Annotated in this window: 20 protein-coding genes; 1 reads left to right on the top strand and 19 read right to left on the bottom strand. The window is 34.8% G+C overall.

Annotated elements, in window-relative coordinates:
- The 19 genes from DFR66_RS13380 to aspS form a co-directional block, all read right to left on the bottom strand.
- Positions 1-2632: DUF11 domain-containing protein (locus tag DFR66_RS13380; protein WP_147277697.1), on the bottom strand; the 2632-nt coding region annotated here is incomplete at its 3' end.
- Positions 2633-3913: 1281 nt separating this feature from the next.
- A complete protein-coding gene (locus DFR66_RS13385) occupies positions 3914-4627 on the bottom strand; it encodes a DsbA family oxidoreductase (RefSeq protein ID WP_114755331.1) in 714 nt (237 codons plus the stop codon).
- A 200-nt stretch (positions 4628-4827) separates the two neighbouring features.
- Positions 4828-6198 carry an NADH-quinone oxidoreductase subunit N gene (locus DFR66_RS13390; RefSeq protein WP_114755332.1) on the bottom strand — a complete coding sequence of 457 codons (1371 nt, stop codon included), beginning with the start codon at positions 6196-6198 and terminating at the stop codon, positions 4828-4830.
- 13 nt (positions 6199-6211) lie between these two features.
- A complete protein-coding gene (locus DFR66_RS13395) occupies positions 6212-7654 on the bottom strand; it encodes a complex I subunit 4 family protein (RefSeq protein WP_114755333.1) in 1443 nt (480 codons plus the stop codon).
- Between the two features lie 9 nt (positions 7655-7663).
- Positions 7664-9550: an NADH-quinone oxidoreductase subunit L gene (gene nuoL, locus DFR66_RS13400; protein ID WP_114755345.1), complete on the bottom strand. Its 1887-nt coding sequence runs from the start codon at positions 9548-9550 to the stop codon at positions 7664-7666.
- Between the two features lie 6 nt (positions 9551-9556).
- The gene (gene nuoK / locus DFR66_RS13405) at positions 9557-9877 is read right to left on the bottom strand and encodes an NADH-quinone oxidoreductase subunit NuoK (protein WP_066079401.1); all 321 of its coding nucleotides are present in this window, start codon (positions 9875-9877) and stop codon (positions 9557-9559) included.
- A gap of 1 nt (position 9878) precedes the next feature.
- A complete protein-coding gene (locus tag DFR66_RS13410; RefSeq protein WP_091172454.1) occupies positions 9879-10391 on the bottom strand; it encodes an NADH-quinone oxidoreductase subunit J family protein in 513 nt (170 codons plus the stop codon).
- Positions 10391-10936: a NuoI/complex I 23 kDa subunit family protein gene (locus tag DFR66_RS13415; RefSeq protein WP_114755334.1), complete on the bottom strand. Its 546-nt coding sequence runs from the start codon at positions 10934-10936 to the stop codon at positions 10391-10393. The genes DFR66_RS13410 and DFR66_RS13415 overlap by 1 nt, the downstream gene beginning before the upstream one ends.
- A 158-nt stretch (positions 10937-11094) precedes the next feature.
- Positions 11095-12147, bottom strand: a complete 1053-nt coding sequence (nuoH, locus tag DFR66_RS13420; RefSeq protein WP_114755335.1) for an NADH-quinone oxidoreductase subunit NuoH — start codon at positions 12145-12147, stop codon at positions 11095-11097.
- A complete protein-coding gene (locus tag DFR66_RS13425; RefSeq protein ID WP_114755336.1) occupies positions 12140-13189 on the bottom strand; it encodes a 2Fe-2S iron-sulfur cluster-binding protein in 1050 nt (349 codons plus the stop codon). Before DFR66_RS13425 ends, nuoH begins: the two co-directional genes overlap by 8 nt.
- A gap of 56 nt (positions 13190-13245) precedes the next feature.
- On the bottom strand, positions 13246-13620 hold the full coding sequence (locus DFR66_RS13430) for a four helix bundle protein (RefSeq protein WP_114755337.1): 375 nt from the start codon (positions 13618-13620) through the stop codon (positions 13246-13248).
- A 5-nt stretch (positions 13621-13625) separates the two neighbouring features.
- The gene (gene nuoF / locus DFR66_RS13435) at positions 13626-14990 is read right to left on the bottom strand and encodes an NADH-quinone oxidoreductase subunit NuoF (protein WP_114755338.1); all 1365 of its coding nucleotides are present in this window, start codon (positions 14988-14990) and stop codon (positions 13626-13628) included.
- A gap of 1 nt (position 14991) precedes the next feature.
- The gene (locus DFR66_RS13440) at positions 14992-15522 is read right to left on the bottom strand and encodes a complex I 24 kDa subunit family protein (RefSeq protein ID WP_114755339.1); all 531 of its coding nucleotides are present in this window, start codon (positions 15520-15522) and stop codon (positions 14992-14994) included.
- A gap of 76 nt (positions 15523-15598) precedes the next feature.
- A complete protein-coding gene (locus DFR66_RS13445) occupies positions 15599-16837 on the bottom strand; it encodes an NADH-quinone oxidoreductase subunit D (RefSeq protein WP_114755340.1) in 1239 nt (412 codons plus the stop codon).
- Positions 16838-16870: 33 nt separating this feature from the next.
- Entirely contained in the window at positions 16871-17392 is a 522-nt protein-coding gene (locus tag DFR66_RS13450) for an NADH-quinone oxidoreductase subunit C (protein ID WP_114755341.1), read from the bottom strand.
- A 3-nt stretch (positions 17393-17395) separates the two neighbouring features.
- On the bottom strand, positions 17396-17944 hold the full coding sequence (locus DFR66_RS13455) for an NADH-quinone oxidoreductase subunit B (RefSeq protein WP_066335808.1): 549 nt from the start codon (positions 17942-17944) through the stop codon (positions 17396-17398).
- Positions 17945-18071: 127 nt separating this feature from the next.
- Entirely contained in the window at positions 18072-18437 is a 366-nt protein-coding gene (locus tag DFR66_RS13460) for an NADH-quinone oxidoreductase subunit A (RefSeq protein WP_114755342.1), read from the bottom strand.
- A gap of 298 nt (positions 18438-18735) precedes the next feature.
- Positions 18736-18930 carry a cold-shock protein gene (locus tag DFR66_RS13465; RefSeq protein ID WP_007137066.1) on the bottom strand — a complete coding sequence of 65 codons (195 nt, stop codon included), beginning with the start codon at positions 18928-18930 and terminating at the stop codon, positions 18736-18738.
- Between the two features lie 132 nt (positions 18931-19062).
- A complete protein-coding gene (aspS, locus tag DFR66_RS13470) occupies positions 19063-20808 on the bottom strand; it encodes an aspartate--tRNA ligase (protein ID WP_114755343.1) in 1746 nt (581 codons plus the stop codon).
- Between the two features lie 228 nt (positions 20809-21036).
- On the opposite strand from aspS, the gene DFR66_RS13475 reads away from it, so the two are divergent.
- The gene (locus DFR66_RS13475; RefSeq protein ID WP_114755344.1) at positions 21037-21384 is read left to right on the top strand and encodes a toxin-antitoxin system YwqK family antitoxin; all 348 of its coding nucleotides are present in this window, start codon (positions 21037-21039) and stop codon (positions 21382-21384) included.
- The last annotated feature ends 215 nt before the right edge of the window (positions 21385-21599 follow it).

A 21599-nucleotide genomic window follows, 5' to 3' on the forward strand; every position in this document is an offset into this window, starting at 1 on the left:
CACCTACATTCGGTGTAGCACTGCTTGACTCTTTTAGAATACCAACATTCGCCTGGGGTACTGGGACCGGAGTCGTTGTTGATGTGTTGTCATCTGTATCTGGGTCTGCTACATTCGCCGTGATGGTCGCTGTATTGCCATAGTCACCCGTCGCAAGCACTGTTGCTGTGATGGTCAAGGTGGCATTCGCGCCATTGGCCAAGGTGCCTATCGTCCAAGTCACCAAGCCGGAGGCTTCTGCTGTCGCTGTTCCGCCATTGTCTGATACATACGCATAGCCGGATGGCAACTGGTCTGTAACTACAACGCCAGTAGCTTCACTTGGCCCTGCATTATTTGCTGTTAAAGTAAAGGTCACACTGCTTCCTACATTCGGTGTAGGATTGCTTACCGTTTTTACAATACTTACGTTTGCTGAAGCATCAACAAAATTTCTACCAGTTATGGATGCGAAACCGAATACATTGTTATTAATAACACTATCATTTGCACCCTCTACATCTGAGAAATCTGAGAAACCAGCCAAATTCGTCTGAGTCACTGTGTAAGTTCCTAAACTTCCAACAGGAATTGAAAACGAATAATTACCATTTGAATCTGTTGCTGTAGTTTGGCTACTTGGCCCACTTAAAGTTACAGTAGAACCTGCGATGTTTCCTCCTCCATCTAATGAAACATTACCACATAATAAAGGAGAAGTTACAACATTGGTCTGTCTACCAGTATATGTAATGTCTTTAAAGTAAAGCGAATATTGCCTGTTAACGGTTGTACTACCTAGTGACCCGAAGGAAATAACCATCGAGTTACGATTTTCATAATAGGCCGTGTAAGCATACTCTGGTGTGGTTCCTGTACCAGGTTCAGTAGCCGAAGTTGTAGCAGTTCCTCTGAAAGACGATGGTGTATTTGAAAATGTTAGGTTTGAAGGACTAGAGTTGAACTGCGCATCTGGTCGATTGACTTCGACAAACTCTCTTAGAGCCGCACTATCGCCATCAATATCAAGGCCCGTGACATAATAATTCAAATTAACCGGATTTGCCACAGTACCTCCTACAGTAACAAAGTTAATCGTAAATGTAGCCATAGCAGATTCAGCACCATTGGTTGTCAAAAATGGCTGTATTGCTTCATCAAAACCATCAACACCCTCCGTTATTGCAGGTTGATCGAGAATTGCTATTGTTGGCGTACCGCCAGCACCGCTAATTGCCGATACAGTTAATAATGCATCAGCTACTCCAGGAACAACGTTAGGAAAACGATATACATCTCCAACATCTACTGTTGAGTTATCAGAACCTGATACAAATACCGGATCTTGAAAACTCAAACTAGAAACTGTTTGTGCTGTACTAGTACACGACCTTCTCGTTGTTGTATCAAAAGGCACTGGAGTACTTGTAGCGATATTGTTTGCTATAAATGATTCTATTGGAGCACTGGTCCTACTAATTGTTGCCTCATTCCTGTAAATTCCCGTAGGCCTCACAGTTGCCGTTATTGTTAAATTGACTGTTTGGTCTATAGCTAAAGCACCTATAGTCCAAAGTCCTGTTCCATTGTTATAGGTGGTGCCTGCAGGTGCACTGTGACTTACATAAGTATACCCACTTGGCAACAAATCATTAACTGAAACATTTGATGAAGAACTTGTACCAATGTTACTCGCCGCAATGTTAAAAACAACATTACTACCAATAGCTGGATAGGTATTATCAACCGTTTTAGAAACTCTTAAATCATCTTCCCCTACAGAAGTACTTAAAAGGAAAGCATCCACACCCGTCCAAGTAAGACTTGTTGCATTTGTTGTTTTTCTGTTAGCAAAAACCTCCAGGATAATTGTTTGTACATCATTAAAATCAAACTGTACAGTACCTCTACCAGAATTAGTAGTAGCTACATTGGCAGTCGCAGCAACAAAGGGATTATTTATAGTTCTAGCAGTTTGATTAAGAACTAAATTACCCGAGCGACGTGTAAAAATGTTTGCCGCACCAACTTGCTCTACACCGGTACTGCTTAAAATTGATCTAACGGTAAACTCAGCTGATAAATTGGCGCCACCATTAATACCACCTAAACCCTTAAAGTGCAATAATGGATTTCTAGTACCTCGTGCAAAAGATACAGTAATTTCACCTACTTTAACACGTCCAGTTGCAGAAGCTCTAGTTCCTAATGCAGCAAAATTAGCAGTAATTCTCATTCCATAATTGGCGCTAACATCAAGACCAGTTCTATCTGCTGAGTTGTAACTCGTATATTGTGCATTATCCTGAGCAACTGTACCTACATTACCAACATTAGTTAGCAATACATACGGAGGAGCAGCGGTATCACCCAAATAAATACCGTTAGCGACAGTAAGTTGCGAGACCGCTACGCTAGCATTCATTGGTGCATTTACACTATATGGCGTAAATGTGTTACCTGTGGGGTTATTGGTGTTTTTTTGAAGAGGCACAGAAAAAGCAGTAACTCTACCATTGACAGGCGCAGGAGTAATACTCGCCATTTCTAATGCCTGAGTTTGAGCAAAACTATTAACCCCAAGCATTAGCGCTAGGGAAAGAAATAATAAGGACAAATAAACTCGTGACTGACTTTTAGTAAAGTTGTGCATACGCTTTGTTTTTTAAATCTATATTTTATATATCAAATATGAAAACGAATTGCTTCGCTTTGCTTGTTTTTATACTAAATTCTAATTATTACTTGTTCATTTTTAGGACCGATCACAGTGTGAGTAGATCAACAACGTACACTTTATTTATCCAACAAAATAAACTATGTATTACTTGCCCAATAAACTTCATATCATCTTAACATAAATGTACGTTAAAAATCTCTTATTGGTTTTGTTAAAACTTAAAAAAAGTAATAATTTTATTTTAAGTACAAAGTTTACAAAAAAAATCTTAAAATCAAACATATTTCTTGCGTTAAATGAATTATTTACTGAAACAAGACGGTTGTAAATCAACACTTTTGACATTCAAATGATTTTCGTCACCATTTAGAAAAGTGTAAAAATTAACATTAATTAATACCAATATTGATTGTAAGGCATTTATCCCATAGTAAAACCCATTCTTCAGAAATTAAGGGGTATCTTTAAAACATCTAGATTAACCAAAAAAGCATCCTAGTTCAAAATTAATTCAAGTGAAAATGATTATAAAAAAACTTTCGACGAATAGACAAAATGTATAGATTACCAGTAAAGTGTTAGATTTAAAAAGAAGTTAGAATTAATTTAACCTAGAAATCTATTTTAAAAAAGGTCAAATAAACCATTATTCAAATAATGAAGTAATAATTTGCGGTGTTGGAAAAAGCTAGTGATAAAAAAATCTAAAAATGAAACGTTAAAATAACTTGAATTGTTAAACCCAAATTTAAAACAAATTTCAGCACAACTAATCAAACTTTCAGCAGGCAACTTGCAAGCGTGTACCAAACGATAATCGTTTCCGAATTTAGTACAATTCTTGTCGGTAATTTGTTAAAGGACAAAAAAAGGACGGCACGAACACACTTACCAACAATGCGAGTAAATCAAGAATAAGTTGATCCTTCAATTACTAATTTGCATAATTAAAACCAAATAAATTCGATCATTATCCTGCATTTACATTACGAGCAAAATCCAGATGCAATCAAAACTAAGCCGAAGTCTAATTGTTTCACTTCATTGAAAATTTCTAGAAATCAACCTATTGACTTTAGAAATTGACACTACTTAACAATTAAGTAATATTTTTATTTGAAGAATGACCAACTGAGCAAATATTGTTTTGGAATTAAAAACAATGCTAAAACATTTAAAGAAATTGTAATTATAAAACAACTAATCACAAAAAAAAAGGCTCCACTTATAAAATGCAGCCTTTCTTTATACTTATTAACAGCCTTCTATACCACAGCTTTCTCCCGCAGAATCATTAAGTAATTGCGGTTTTACTACAAAATCACCTTCGTCCCAAACTTTCTCCAAAGTTTTCACAAAAGTCTCAACATGTTGCGCTCCAGATACCGCATATTTATTGTCGAATACAAAAAAAGGAACACCTTGTACACCAATAGCATTAGCCTCAGCTATGTCAGCGCGAACTTCGGCAACGTACTTATCTGATGAAAGCACCTCTTCAATTTCAGTAGAAGGAAGTCCTACCATAAGTCCTAAATCCAATAGCGTATTGTTGCCGTTTACATCCTTGCCCTCCGTTAAATAGGCTTTTAACAGCAATTCTTTTAACGCATCACCTATCTTATACCTTTTAGCTAAATGCAACAATTGATGCGCCTTTAAGGAATTAGCCATAATTGCCTTTTCAAAATGAAAATCCAATCCTGAGTTAGCTGCATTTTGAGTCATGTTGGCTAACATCTCCTTTGCCCAATCAGACCCTTTTCGATATTTTTCAGCCAAATGGTCCACTAGATTGTCATCTGGAGAAGCAACAAAATTAGCATCTAACTGAAAACTCTTCCATTCTATTTCAACAGCGTCTTTATGTTCGAAATTCTGTAGCGCACCTTCTATTCTTCTTTTTCCGATATAACAAAACGGACACATAATATCCGACCAGATTTGTATTTTTAATGTATTTCCCATGTACCCTCTATAATTAAATTCAAAAATTAATTCTGTACTACAAAATTAAATTATTCAATCATGAGCGTTCTGAGTTTTAGTATTTAATTATTGATAGTATAATAGTAAATATTTATTCAATTAAGAAAATACATTTAAACCAAAAAAAAACCATCAAAATTGCTCTTGATGGTTTTCTGTATATTTTTAAAAAGTATAATCTAGGCTAATAAATCCAATACAAACGAAGGGAATAATCCTAATGCTATATTCAATACAATTGCTATAACTGCAACGGCATAAATAATAACCGGAGTTCCTTTTCGTTCCTCATTTGGTTCTTTGTTATACATCGCCAAAATCAATTTGAAGTAGTACCCAACACTTATAATAGAATTTACTACAGCAACAATTACTAAAGCCAAATAACCCGCTTGAATCGTTTGATTGAATAAAACCAACTTAGCAAAGAATCCTGCAAAAATTGGAATTCCAGCCATCGAAAGTAAAGCTGCTGTAAGAATAGCGGCTAACAATGGATTTGTTTTTCCTAAACCGTGGAAATTTACAATGTCTTCGTTGTCTCTATTTTTACAAACGTATAAAATCACACTAAAAGCAGCGATTCCAGCTAAAGAATAAGCAGAAGCATAATACAACAAGCTTCCTGCAGATGTAGACAAACTCAACAAAGTCATCAACATAAAACCAGCATGTGATATTCCTGAAAAAGCCAACATACGTTTTACATTTGTTTGTCTCAAGGCCATAATATTACCAACGGTCATAGAAGCCATAGCAATAATAACCACTACCATTTTGAATGACTCTGAAACATCAGCATTCATAACCGATAATAATTTGTGTAAAGTCGCCATAGCAACTACTTTCGCCAAAGTACTCATCAATGCTGTTGTCAACGCTGGAGAACCTTCGTACACGTCCGGTGCCCAGAAATGGAATGGAACTGCAGCCACTTTAAACAACATTCCGATAGTTACCAACACAATTCCTATTGGGAACCAAACCGGCAACTCAGCTGATTGTGATAATTCACTAATTTCTGTAACATCAAAACTTCCCATGGCACCGTAGATTAAACAGATACCAAAAAGAATGATTCCCGAAGCAAAAGATCCCATTAAGAAATACTTCATTCCCGCTTCGTTACTTTTTAAATTCATACGGTCACTTGCCGCAAGAATATAAAGCGCAATTGATAATACTTCTATTCCTAAAAAGAACATTGCTAAGTTTCCAAAAGAAACCATCGCTACTGCTCCTGCCAATAAAAATATTTTTATGGCAATATAATCAGAGATTTTAGATTGATGATTTTCGTAAAAGTTATGTCCTAGAGCTACTAAGAAAATAGTAAGCACAATAAACAAAGACGAAAAAGTACTAGAAAATTTACTCACAACAATCATGTTGTTGTAGTAGCTTTCTGTTGAATTAAATTCTGATATGGTTAGACCCAGCACTCCCAATAATCCAAGTATTGTTATTGGAACAATGGCTTTCCTTAAATTAAAAATTTCAAATAAAAGGCATAAAACACCTAATCCTATTATAGCTATTAATGTATTCATTTTTTTATTTGACTTAGTTAATTCTGTTTATTTGAGTTAAAATTTCTTCCAGACTTGGCGTAATCAAATCGGTAATTGGCTTTGGATACATCCCAAAAAAGAACAAAACACCAATTATAAGTACCATTGTTATTCCTTCATTGATTGTTACATCAGCAAAAGGCTTTGTATTGGTTTCGCCCAACATAGCGTGTTGAAACATTTTCAACATATAATACGCTCCTAAAATAATGGTTGTTCCTCCTAAAATAGCAAACCAAATATTAATTTGTGAAAGACTATACAAAACGGTGAATTCCCCAACGAAGTTAAAAGTAGTAGGCAAAGCAACAGATGCTAAAACCAAAATCAAAAACATCGAAGTGAATTTTGGCGATTGCGTACGAATTCCGCCCATTTCAGCAATAGCTCGAGTTTCGTATCTTCTGAAAATAATTTCAGCTGCATAAAACAAACCAACAACTACAAATCCGTGTGCAATCATTTGTAAAACTGCACCACGCAATCCGTCTAATGTCAAAGTGTAGGTTCCGGCTGCTATTAATCCAACGTGAGCCAAAGAAGAATACGCTAATAATTTCTTTAAATCTTTTTGTTTCAATGCAACGATAGATCCGTAAATGACACCTGCAATTCCAAGTCCTATGAAAATATACATATATTCCTTAGCTGCTAATGGCGCCAATGGCAATTGCCAACGGATAACACTGTACAATCCCATTTTTAGCATGATACCAGATAAAAGCATGGTACCAACAGTTGGTGCTTTTTGATACACATTTGCTTGCCAAGTGTGAAAAGGAATTAATGGAATCTTAATGGCATACGCTAAGAAGAAAGCTAGGAATATCCATAATTGTTCCGTTGCTGTTAAGTTCAATTTGTATAAATCTTCTAATAAAAGACTTCCTGATTTTTGATACATATAAACAAAAGCCACTAACATAAATAAAGAACCTGCTAGTGTGTAAATAAAGAATTTCACTACTGCTTTTTTGCGTTCTTCAGCGTCTCCATTACCCCAAATTAAGGCGATGAAGTAAATTGGAATCAGTGCTAATTCCCAGAAAATATAATACAAAAGTCCATCTGAAGCTAAGAATGTTCCTGCCATTGCAAACGACATAAACAAGATTAACGCATAAAATGATTTTGAATTTTTATAGTCATTCCCAAAAGAAGAAAATATAATTATTGGAGTCAAAATTGTGGTCAACAAAAGCATTGCCATCGATAATCCGTCTGCTTTTAGAGCAAAAGAAATATTAGGCTGCGTGATCCACTGGTTTATGAAACTGATGTTTTCACCTAAATTATAGTGATTTAATAATACAATAGAAGCGCCTGCAGCAGCTAAGCCAAAAACCAAAGCCACTTTTGAAGCCAGTTTATCCCCCGAAAGAAAAGTGACAAAAGCACCCACTAAAAGAATAATTAAAATAAGAGATACGTTCATAATATATGATTATTGTTGAGCTAAAAATAAATAAGAAACAATGGCGCAAAGCCCTAATACGAAAACAAAAAGATATAGACCAATGCTTCCACTTTGTATTTTCTTTCCTTGGTAACTTATTTCGTTGGTAACTTTTCCGAATCCAAAAACTAAAGCTGACAAACCTGTTTCTACAGTGTCTCTGAAAAAACGAGACAAGAAATTTATTGGTTTAACAAAAATAGCGTCATAAAATTCATCAACATAATATTTATTGTAAAGCACTTTAGAAAATCCTGTAATAGCAGCATCTTCTGTCGGAACTGTATTTTGTTTGATGTATTTAGCGTAAGCCATACCAATTCCTACTAATCCACCCACAACAGCAATAGCCATCAAGATATATTCTGTAGTTCCTAAATGGTGTTCAGCGGTAGCTAATTTAGGTAAAATTGGAATCAGATAATGATTCAACCAACTGTTACCAGGCAAACTAATCAAACCACCGATGGTCGCCAAAATTGCTAAAACAATCAGAGGAATTGTAATCAAAGAAGGACTTTCGTGCAAGTGGTGTTTCTGTTCTGCGGTTCCTCTAAATTCTTGGAAGAATGTTAAAAACATCAAACGGAACATATAGAAAGCAGTCATTATAGAAGCAACCGAAGCCACAACCCATAACGGAATATTATGATGGAAAGCCACTAATAAGATTTCGTCTTTTGAGAAAAATCCTGAGAATAATGGAACTCCAGAAATTGCTAATGAGGCAATTAGCATCGTTGCAAAAGTTATTGGCATAGCTTTTTTCAAGCCGCCCATGTTGCGCATATCTTGTTCTCCGTGCATAGCATGAATTACAGAACCTGAACCCAAGAACAAACAAGCCTTGAAGAAAGCGTGCGTGATTACGTGGAAAACAGCCACTTCATAAGCGCCCAATCCCAAAGCTAAGAACATCAATCCCAATTGAGAAACGGTAGAATAAGCTAAGACTTTCTTAATATCATTTTGAACCAATCCAATCGTAGCAGCAACTAAAGCAGTAACAGCTCCAACAATTGCAATTATCGATTGTACATCCGGAGTCAAATCAAATAAGAAATTCAATCTGGTAATCATGAATATCCCTGCAGTTACCATCGTAGCCGCGTGAATCAATGCTGAAACTGGTGTTGGACCTGCCATCGCATCCGGCAACCAAGTATATAATGGTATTTGTGCTGATTTACCACATGCACCAATGAACAATGCGAAAGCAGCAATAGAAAGCCAGTACATATCATGATTTGTTGCACCAGCAATAGCCGTTTTTAAAGTAGCGTAATCTAAAGTCTTGAATAAATTTCCAAGAATGAAAATTCCAATTAACAACCCTAAATCACCAATACGGTTCATGATGAATGCTTTCTTAGCAGCGTCATTGTACTCTTGGTTTTTATGCCAAAATCCAATTAACAAATACGAACAAAGACCTACTCCTTCCCATCCGATGAACATTACTAATAAGTTACTTCCTATTACTAATGTTATCATGAAGAATATAAATAGATTCAAATACGCGAAAAACTTGTGCATATTTTCATCATCATGCATGTAACTGATAGAGTACAAATGAATCAAAGAACCAATTCCAGTTACAAAAAGCAACCACAAAATTGACAACTGATCCAATTGAAATCCAAAATCAACATTGAAATTACTGATTTGAATCCAGTCAAAAAGTGAAATACGAATTCCTTCCGGTTGCGCTGCAATTCCACTAAAGAAATAAGCAGTTGCAATAAAAGAAACCAGAACAGATAGCGTTCCTATTATTCCAGAAAGGGATTTTCCAAGGCTTTTGCCAAAGAAAACATTGATTAAAAATCCTAAAAAAGGAGCGAGAACTAAAACTAAAGCTATATTGGTATTCATTTCCATTTATCCTTTTAAGTTTTTTAAATTATCGATAGTGATTGAACCTAAATTTCTAAAAATAGAAACCAGAATTGCTAATCCTACCGCAACTTCTGCCGCAGCAACAGCCATCGAAAAGAACACAAAAACTTGTCCTTGCGCATCTTGATGATAGGTCGAAAATGCTACAAACAATAGGTTTACTGCATTCAGCATAATTTCAATTGACATAAATACGATAATGGCATTTCGTCTGTACAATACCCCAAAAACTCCAATACAAAAAAGTATTACGCTTAGGAATATATAATTTTCAATACCAATGTGGTTTAAAATATTATTCATCTTATTTTTGCAATTTTTCTTTTTTAGACAATAACACAGTTCCAATCATAGCAACTAAAAGTAATATAGAAGCAAATTCAAACGGAACCATATATTCATTCAGCAGGATTTTACCCAATACTTTTATAGACTGATAATCTTCGCCGGTAGTTACGTATTCTCCAACAATAGGTTTAGAATTGATGAAAATGGCAATCAAAACCAAACAGATTAAACAAAAAGAAACAATTGCTCCTAATCGTGTAATTCTAGGTCGGTGCACTTCTCTTTCCTCATTTAAATTCATCAACATGATGGTGAATAAAAACAAAATCATAATCGCTCCAGAATACACAATAATGTGCACTATCGCCAAGAATTGAGAATTCAATAATAGATAATGACCTGCAATCGAAAAGAAACAAATCACTAAATAAATAGCGCTGTGAATCGGATTTTTGCTAAAAATTGTCAAAAATGCGGTTGCTAATGTGATAGCAGCCAATACACAAAAAATTATAAGTATCGTAGACATTAGTTAGCGTTTTTAAGTTGAGCGTTTTTAATAGCCATTTCAAGCGGCATGACCAATTTGTCTTTTCCAAAGATAAAATCTTCTCTTTCATAACTAGAAGGAACTAATACTTTAGAAGTTGTTAAGTAAATTGCGTCTTTCGGACAAGCCTCTTCACACAACCCACAAAAAATACAACGCAACATATTGATTTCATATATCGACGCATATTTTTCTTCTCTGTACAAATGTTTTTCATCTGCTCTGCGCTCTTCAGCTTTCATCGTAATCGCTTCTGCAGGACAAGACAACGCACATAAACCACAAGCCGTACAATTTTCACGACCTTGTTCATCACGTTTCAACATATGTTGACCGCGATACACAGGACTCATTTCACGTACTTGCTCCGGATATTGAATCGTTACTTTTCTAGTAAACAAATGCTGAATTGTAATTATCAAACCTTTGATAATCGCAACAAGATACATTCTTTCCCAAAAAGTCATCTCCTTGTTAGAGACTTGCTTTTTTCTTCCCGATAAGGATATACTTTCTATTGACATTTTTTATTTTTATTTGAAGCTTAATCCTGCTATCCGTTGCAATCTTTTTTGTTTTTAAAGAAAAAACAAAAAAGGATTTCCACTGCTATCAGGGCTAGGGCTTTTTCGATATAAATTATATTTATTCCTAATTAATTCCCCTTTAAGGGTTAGGAGGCTTAAAATCCTAAATAAGCAGCAATATCTGCTCTCAAAATTACAATTCCAGTAATTATAATATTAATAATCGACAATGGAATTAAAATTCTCCAACCCAAATGCATCAATTGATCATATCTAAATCTCGGAATGGTCCAACGAACCCACATATAGAAAAAGATGAAACCACATAATTTGATAAACAGAGCGCCAAATCCTAATATATTACAAATATTTACACCCCAATTCTCCACAACCCAACTCATTCCAGGATAGTTATACCCTCCAAAGAATAAAACCGCTAAAATAGTAGAAGAAATAAACATATTTGCATATTCAGCAAATAAATAAAATCCCATTTTCATTGAGGAATACTCTGTGTGGTATCCTCCAATTAGTTCAGTTTCGCACTCCGCTAAGTCAAAAGGAGTTCTATTCGATTCAGCAAACGCACAAATTAAAAATATAATAAAAGATAACGGTTGGTAAAAAACATTCCAGTTCATTCCTGCTTGTTGCTCCGAAATTTCTCTTAAACTCAATGTTCCTGTCATCATTAATAATGCAATTATAGACAATCCCATGGCAATTTCATAAGAAACCATCTGAGAAGCTGCTCGAACTGCACCAATCAATGAAAATTTATTATTCGAAGCCCAACCACCAATCATTATTCCGTAAACACCCACTGATACTACTCCAAAAAAGTATAGCAACCCAATATTTAAATCAGTTGCTTGAAGTAAAATATCTCTGCCAAATAAATGCAATCTGTCTCCCCAAGGAATTACAGCACTGGTCATTAAAGCCGTACTCATGGCAATAGCCGGACCTACAAAAAACAAAAATCTGTTTGGTGTATTCGGTTCAAATTCTTCTTTAGAGAATAATTTTAAACCATCTGCAAGCGGCTGAAACAATCCAAAAGGACCGGCTCTGTTAGGACCCACACGATCTTGAAGCCAAGCGGCAACTTTTCGTTCTGCCCATGTTGAGTACATTGCCATTAACATTGTTAAAGCAAAAACTGCAATAATAATGACACTTTTTTCTATTATTATAGTACTATCCATTATTACCCAAGCTTTTTTGATTAATAATGTCTTCTTTGGTCAATGGTATTTGTGACATACTTATCTTTTTACGATCAGCTTCTCTACCTTTTAATATAGTCTCTTCAGTAGCAATTTCTACTTTTTGCAACTTTCTGTTGTATTTATTTTGGTTGATCACTGAATCTTTTTCGAAAGCTCTTGGTCCTTCAATAGTCCAGTCAGCTATATCTTTGTGGTCAAAACGACATCCATTACAAATAAATTCATCTACCTCATGGTATTCGTCTTTTCTACCTGTCACACGTTGAATTTCGTCACCAAACATCCAAACAGTAGTTTTACCTGAACAAGTAGGGCAATCTCTGTGTGCATTGTAAGGCTTACTAAACCAAACTCTAGATTTAAATCTAAATGTTTTATCGGTTAAAGCTCCTACCGGACATACATCAATCATGTTGCCTGAAAACTCATTATCAACTGCTTTAGAAATACAAGTCGATATATTAGAATGATCTCCTCTATCCATTACTCCGTGCACACGATCGTCAGTCAACTGATCTGCAACCATCACACAACGGTAACAAAGAATACAACGATTCATGTGTAATTGGATATTTGGACCAATATTTTCTGGCTCAAAAGTTCTTTTTTCTTCGATAAAACGAGTTTCTGATTTCCCGTGTTCAAAGCTTAAGTTTTGCAAATCACATTCTCCTGCCTGATCACAAACCGGACAATCTAATGGGTGATTAATCAACAAAAACTCTGTTACAGATTTTCTAGCTTCAGTTACTCTCGGTGAAGATTTACTGTTTACTTCCATTCCGTCCATACAACCTGTTACGCAAGATGCCATTAATTTAGGCATTGGTCTTGGGTCTGCTTCACTCCCTTTGGAAACTTCCACTAAACAACAACGGCATTTTCCACCGCTCCCTTTTAGTTTAGAATAATAGCACATTGCTGGCGGAACTACTTCCCCACCTATCATACGTGCTGCCTGCAGGATTGTTGTTCCTGGTTCTACTTCTATGCTTTGACCGTCTATGGTTACTTTCATGTTTAAAGTCTTAACGTCTTAATGTCAAATGTCTTAATGTCGAATACATTTCGACTTCACTTCTTTTGACTGTCATTTAAATATTTTATAAATCCACTTAATAATTTTGAAATATCTGAAACATTCTCAAATAATTCGTCAAATTCTATTTTTGTAATATAATTTAAATCCAATGCTAAATACAATTGTGATCTTACTTCTGTAGAAGATGCTTTAGATACGTACAAAAAATATATAAATTCTTTATCCGTGTTTCTTTCAAATCCCTCTGCAATATTTGATGAAATTGAAATTGATGCCCTTCTAATTTGTCTAACTAAATCAAAATCTTTCTTAAATTCTTCACCATTGGTTATTTCATAAATCCGTTTGTTGAAAATCCTTGATTTTTTCCAAGAATTAATTTCTTCAAATGAATTAAACCTTCCCATTTCCGTTATGACTTTACGACATTGGACATTATGACTTTGGAGAAAGGCTCAGCAACAAAATGGTCTCTATGTTTTATTTTTTCCGGAAAACGAATATGATATTCAAATTCTTCTCTAAAATGACGAATTGCTGCTGCTACTGGCCAAGCTGCCGCATCACCTAAAGGACAAATCGTGTTTCCTTCAATTTTACTTTGAATACTCAACAACAAATCAATATCTTCTTCACGACCGTGACCATTTTCAATTCGATGTAATACTTTTTCCATCCATCCAGTACCTTCTCGACATGGGGAACATTGTCCACAGCTTTCATGATGATAAAAACGAGAGAAATTCCAAGTATTACGAACAATACAAGATGTATCATTGTAAACAATAAATCCACCTGATCCTAACATAGAACCTGTTGCAAATCCACCTTCACTTAACGATTCGTATGACATCAAACGATCTTCACCGTTTGCCGTTTTATAAATTAAATGAGCAGGTAAAACGGGAACAGAACTTCCTCCCGGTACAAATGCTTTCAAAGGTCTATCAGAACTCATTCCGCCTAAATATTCATCAGAATTCATGAATTCGTAAACACTTAAACCCAATTCAATTTCATAAACACCCGGATTTTTGATATGTCCTGAAGCTGAAATTAACTTGGTTCCTGTAGAACGCCCAATACCTATTTTAGCATATTCTGCACCTGTATTATTGATAATCCAAGGCACAGCGGCAATCGTTTCTACATTATTTACAACCGTTGGATTTGCCCAAAGTCCTGAAATTGCAGGAAATGGTGGTTTGATACGAGGATTACCTCTTTTACCTTCCAAGGATTCGATTAATGCAGTTTCTTCACCACAAATGTAAGCTCCGGCACCACAATGAACATAAAGTTCTAAATCATAGCCTGAACCTAATATATTTTTACCCAAAAATCCAGCAGCTTTAGCTTCGTTTATGGCTTTTTCTAATATTTTGTACACCCACATGTATTCTCCACGAATGTAGATGTAGGATAGGTTTGCACCCAAAGCATAACTGGAAGTAATCATTCCTTCAATCAATAAATGAGGGATAAATTCCATCAAATAACGATCTTTGAAAGTACCAGGCTCAGACTCATCGGCATTACAAACTAAATGTCTTGGTTTTCCTGATTTCTTATCAATAAAACTCCATTTCATTCCAGCAGGAAACCCAGCTCCACCTCGACCACGTAATCCTGAAGTTTTAACTTCCTCAACCACTTCGTCCGGTGTTAATGTTTTTAAAGCTTTTTCTACTGAAGCGTAACCCCCGTTTTGACGGTACACTTCGTAAGTTTTAATTCCTGGAATATTTATTTTGTCTAATAATATTTTTTGTGACATATTATTTATCGTGTAATATTATTGTATCGTTTTTGCAATCTTCAATTAACTGGTCAATTTTTGCTGCGGTTAAATGTTCTTTGTAAAAATCGCCTAATTGCATCATTGGAGCATAACCACAAGCTCCTAAACACTCAACTCCTCTCACTTCAAAAAGACCGTCTGGAGTAGGTTCACCAACTTTTACACCTAATTTTTCACAGGTGTAATCCATTAAATCTTCCACTCCGTTCAAACAACAAGGTGAAGTTTGGCAAAACTCAAACATGTATTTTCCAATTGGTCTTTGGTTGTACATCGTATAAAACGAAACTACTTCGTAAACTTCAATTGGTTTAATCAAAAGGATTTCAGCTACTTTATTCATTAATTCAATACTCAACCAATTATCGTGAGCATCTTGAACTTCATGCAAAACAGGCAATAATGCCGATTTTCTTTTATCTTCAGGATAATGACTGATTAGTTCATTGATACGGGTCATCAATGCTTCAGTCATATTTATTTCTTGTTTGTGATATGTTCTTTCCATTTTTTTTAAATCTGAAATGCTTCGCCAGTTCGCTGACGCTCGGGTCTAAAATCGTTAATTAACAATCTGATATCTATTATGCGTCTAATTCTCCGGCAATAACATTTAAACTTGACAAAATAACAATTGCATCTGACAGTAATGCTCCTTTGATCATTTCTGGATACGCTTGATAATAAATAAAGCAAGGTCTACGGAAATGCAATCTATAAGGCGTTCTACTTCCATCAGTTACTAAATAGAATCCTAATTCTCCGTTTCCACCTTCAACAGGATGATATATTTCGGCAACTGGAACAGGAACTTCTCCCATCACAATTTTAAAATGGTAAATCAATGATTCCATACTGGTGTAAACATCTTCTTTTGGAGGAAGGTAGTAATCCGGAACATCTGCATGAAAGTCATTTCCTTCCGGCATTTTTTCTAATGCTTGACGAATGATACTCAAACTCTCCCAAACTTCAGCATTACGAACACAAAAACGATCGTAAGTATCTCCAGATTTTCCAACAGGAATAATAAAATCAAAATCTTCGTAAGAAGAATACGGTTGCGCTACACGAACATCATAATCAACACCTGCTGCACGTAAATTTGGACCTGTAAATCCATAAGCCATAGCTTGTTCAGCAGTTATTGCCCCAACATTTACAGTTCTGTCAATAAAAATTCTATTTCTTTCAAATAGGTTTTCAAATTCTTTCCAAGCTACAGGAAAGTCTTGTAAAAACGTATTTAATAATTCGAATGCTTTAGGTGACCAATCTCTTTCGAAACCACCAATTCTTCCCATATTAGTAGTCAATCGAGCTCCACAAATTTCTTCATAGATTTCGTATACTTTTTCTCTAAATTGAAATACATATAAAAATCCTGTGTAAGCTCCTGTATCCACTCCAAGGATTGAATTACAGATAATGTGATCCGTGATTCTTGCCAATTCCATTACAATAACTCTTAAATATTGCGCTCTTTTAGGAACTTCAATATCCAATAATTTTTCTAACGTCATCCACCATCCCATATTATTTATAGGAGATGAACAATAGTTCATTCTATCAGTAAGAGGAGTGATTTGGTAAAAAGGACGATTTTCAGCGATTTTTTCAAAAGCTCTATGAATGTAACCAATGGTTGGTTCCGCTTCCAGAATTCTTTCTCCATCCATCAACAAGATATTTTGAAAAATACCATGTGTAGCTGGGTGAGTTGGCCCTAAATTAAGAATCGAAAGCTCACTTCCGTCTTCGTTTAGCTGTTCTTTTATTCTTTTAGCATAGCGATGCTCTGGTGGTAATAATAGTTCTGACATTTATTTAATGTGAAAAATTATAATAGTGTGTTTTTAGTAATTGTCGGTTGTTCTTCCAAAGAAACGATCATCTTTATCAGTTCGCCCGCTGTCTTCCATTGGGAATTCTTTTCGCATTGGAAAAGAAATCATTTCATCCATATTCAAAATACGTTTCAACTGCGGATGACTAATAAAGTTTATACCATAAAAATCATACGCTTCTCTTTCCATCCAGTTAGAACTCAAGAAAATATTTGATATCGTTTTTATTTCGGGATTCTCGCCGTTGATAAAAGCTTTGATTCTAATTCTTTTGTTTTCGTACCAATTGTGCAGATGATATACCACCGCAAATTGATGGTCAACATCATTGTCAGGATAGTGAATCCCGCACAAATCAGTTAAAAAATGAAAGCGTAATGTAGGATCATTTTTTAAAAAAAGAATAACTGCTGTGATTTTATCAGAAGCAACTTCAAACGAAAATATATCTTTTTCCTGATTGAATTCAAAAACTGCTGAATCAAATGCTTCAACTAATTTTTCTTGGATTTGTATTGTTTCTAGCGCCATTACTTATTTAATGTTATATGAAGCCAATAATTCTTGATATTCTGGAGAGCTTCTTCTTCTTACTGATTCCGTTTTAACTAACTCTTGCAATTTCATAACACCATCAACAATTTGTTCTGGTCTTGGAGGACAACCCGGAACATACACATCAACCGGTATCACTTTATCAATCCCTTGTAAAACAGAATAAGTATCAAAAATTCCACCAGATGAGGCACAAGCTCCAACTGCTATAACCCAACGAGGCTCAGACATTTGTTCGTAAACTTGACGTAAAATAGGCGCCATTTTTTTCGAAATAGTCCCCATTACCATTAACATGTCCGCTTGACGAGGAGAAAAACTTACTCTTTCTGAACCAAAACGCGCCAAATCATAGTGTGAAGCCATTGTTGCCATAAACTCAATACCACAACAAGACGTCGCAAAAGGCAAAGGCCACAAAGAATTTGCACGAGCCAATCCCACTACATCATTTAGTTTTGTGGCAAAAAAACCTTCACCAACAACACCTTCTGGAGGGGCAACCATATTTATATTTGAATCACTCATCTTTATAAAATTATGAATTTTGAATTATGAATTATGAGTTCATAATTTAAACTTTAAAAACATTTATTTTAAATACATTAGAAATTAAAATTCTTATAACTTGTTATTTCTAATTCGTAATTAAACATTACTCCCACTCTAAAGCTTTCTTTTTGATGATGTAAAAAAAGCCTACTAAAAGCAATAGCATAAAAATTACCATTTTAACCATTCCTTCCATTCCCAACTCCTTGAAGTTTATTGCCCATGGGTACAAGAAAATAACCTCAACATCAAACAAAACAAATAAGATAGCCACTAGGAAATATTTAACTGAAAATGGAATTCTCGCATTTCCCACAGATTCAATCCCACACTCGAAGTTCTTATCCTTATTTATAGATGATCTTTTAGGACCTAATTTTCCTGAAACCAATATTGTTCCCACAACAAATCCTACTGCAAGTATAAATTGCATTAAAATTGGAATATAATTTAATTGATCAGATTGCATAATATTGATTTTTTTGAGTAAAAATAAGTCACAAAGATAACTTTCAAATTGTTAAATAGCAATAAAAACTCAAAAATACATCACAACTACAACGTTGTAAATTTACAATTTTTATTAATTATAAATAAGGAAAGTTTTTATTTTAAGATGTGTTTAACCTTTGATAAATTTAAAAATCCTAAAAGGAGGGTGTATTTATTCCAAAAAGGAGAAAATAATTTATATAAAAAAAAACGTTCCGAAATAAATCGAAACGTTTTTTAAACATTCGTAGGCAAAAAAAAATATCTTTTTATGCTTAGATCACTGCTACTTTCGCAGCAACTTTTCCTTTTCTTCCTTCTTCTTCTTCATAGCTAACTCTGTCACCTTCGCGCAATTCTTCCGCGTTGATTCCTGATGCATGAACAAAAATGTCTTTTCCTGTTTCTTCGTCTGTAATGAATCCGTAACCTTTAGATTCATTGAAAAATTTAACTGTACCTGTACGCATTGTAATAGTAATAATAATTTATAATGAAGCAAATGTAATATTTAATATAATACGAAAGACATTCTTCTCTTTTTATTTTGTAAAAATATTGATATTCAACGTTTTCTAACAATATTTAACGACCAGTTACAATTAAGCTAACTTTATATGCAACTCTTTCAGCTGTGATTCATCTATAATAGATGGCGCATCAATCATAACATCTCTACCTGAATTGTTTTTTGGAAACGCTATAAAGTCCCTAATTGTCTCTTGTCCTCCAAGAATTGCAACCAATCTATCCAATCCAAAGGCTAAACCTCCGTGTGGTGGCGCTCCAAACTGGAAAGCATCCATTAAGAATCCGAATTGAGCCTTCGCTTCTTCTTCAGTGAAACCTAAATATTTGAACATCAATTGTTGTGTTGCTTTGTCATGAATACGAATAGAACCTCCACCAATCTCATTTCCATTCAAAACCATATCATACGCATTTGCACGAACTTTTCCTGGATCAGTTTCTAGTAAGTGCATGTCTTCTGGCTTAGGAGATGTAAAAGGGTGATGCATCGCATGGTAACGACCACTTTCTTCATCAAATTCTAGTAATGGAAAATCAACCACCCAAAGCGGCGCAAATTCAGCTGGATTTCTCAATCCTAAACGAGTTGCCAATTCCATACGCAATGCACTTAACTGTGTACGTGTTTTATCGGCAGGACCAGAAAGCACAAAAATCATGTCTCCTGCTTTTGCACCCGTGATTTTTGCCCATTGGGTTAAATCGTCTTGATCATAAAATTTATCTACTGATGATTTGTATGTTCCGTCTTCATTGCATTTGACATAAACCATTCCGCTGGCACCAACTTGTGGACGTTTTACCCAGTCTATTATTCCGTCAATTTCCTTGCGAGTATAGTTTCCAACTCCAGGAACTGCAATTCCTACTACTAATTCGGCTGCATTAAAAACTGGGAAATCTTTGTGTTGTGTTACTTCATTCAACTCACCAAATTCCATTCCGAAACGGATATCCGGCTTGTCATTTCCATACGTTTTCATCGCATACTCGTAAGTAATTCTTGGAAATTTTTCTACATCGATGCCTTTTATTTCTTTTAATAAATGTCTTGTCAAACCTTCAAAAACATTCAAAATATCTTCTTGTTCCACAAAAGCCATTTCGCAATCGATTTGTGTAAATTCCGGTTGTCTGTCTGCACGTAAATCCTCGTCACGGAAACATTTAACGATTTGGAAATATTTATCCATTCCGCCCACCATCAACAATTGTTTAAAAGTTTGTGGAGATTGTGGTAATGCATAAAACTGACCTTCATTCATTCTGGAAGGCACCACAAAATCCCTAGCTCCTTCTGGAGTAGATTTAATTAAATAAGGCGTTTCTACTTCACAAAAATCTAAATCCGAAAGGTATTTACGCACTTCCATTGCTACTTTATGACGGAAAAGCAAACTGTTTTTTACAGGATTTCTTCGAATGTCAAGGTAACGGTATTTCATTCTAATGTCTTCACCACCATCCGTTTCATCTTCAATCGTAAAAGGTGGCGTAAGCGAAGCGTTTAGGATAGTAAGTTGCGTAACTAAAATTTCTATTTCACCAGTTGCAATGTTATTATTTTTAGCTTCACGCTCAATAACAGTTCCTTTTACTTGAATCACAAATTCACGACCAAGAGTTTTAGCCAATTCAAAAACTGATTTTTCTGAACGACCTTCATCGAAAATTAATTGTGTAATTCCATAACGGTCACGTAAATCGACCCAATTCATAAAACCTTTATCGCGTGACTTTTGAACCCATCCCGCAAGTGTAACTTCAGTATTAATATGCGAGGCGTTTAATTCGCCACAGTTATGACTTCTATACATTATTCTAATTTTAGATTGTTTAACCCTTAAAGTTCGGGTGCAAATTTAGGACTAATTATGAATAATGAATTGTGAAATACAATTTTTTAGCATTAGATTTTTAATCAAAATTTAAACTCCAATGTTAAATTTTATTCCAATGTTACCAAATTGTTAACTAAAAGTTTTTTTATTGTAAAATGTTTTATACATTTGTTAAGCTATTATAAACTTAAAAACCCAAACATCATGAAAAAATATATAATCTTAACTGCATTAATCTTCTCAGGAATAGCATTTGCTCAAGAAAATGGACCAAAATTAGAAGCTGTAGGTGAATTAGTTAAAACCACATACTACTATGAAAATGGAAAAGTTCAACAAGAAGGTTTCTTCAAAAATGGAAAACTAGACGGAGTTTGGACTTCATATGATACAAATGGTAACAGATTATCTGTTGCTAATTATGAAAATGGAGAAAAAACTGGAAAATGGCTTTTTTGGAATGGCAACAACCTAAACGAAGTAGACTATTCAAACAGCAGAATTGCTTCTGTAAAAACTTGGAAACAAGACGCATTGGTTATCAGAGACTAATAAAGCGCTTATCAAAATATAAAAAAAGCTTCCATTAATTTTGAGGGCACTGAAAAAGTCTTTTTAAGAATTAATTATATAATAAAAAAGGAGTAGAAAACTATAGTTTTTTGCTCCTTTTTTCGTATTTTTAACTGTAACCATAAGGCTTTTTAGATGTTAGTTCAGCAACAAAAAATTCAGTTCAGTCCGTATTCTTCGTTATATGATTTAAT

The organism is Flavobacterium glaciei, from assembly GCF_003350545.1.
Lineage (GTDB): Bacteria > Bacteroidota > Bacteroidia > Flavobacteriales > Flavobacteriaceae > Flavobacterium > Flavobacterium glaciei.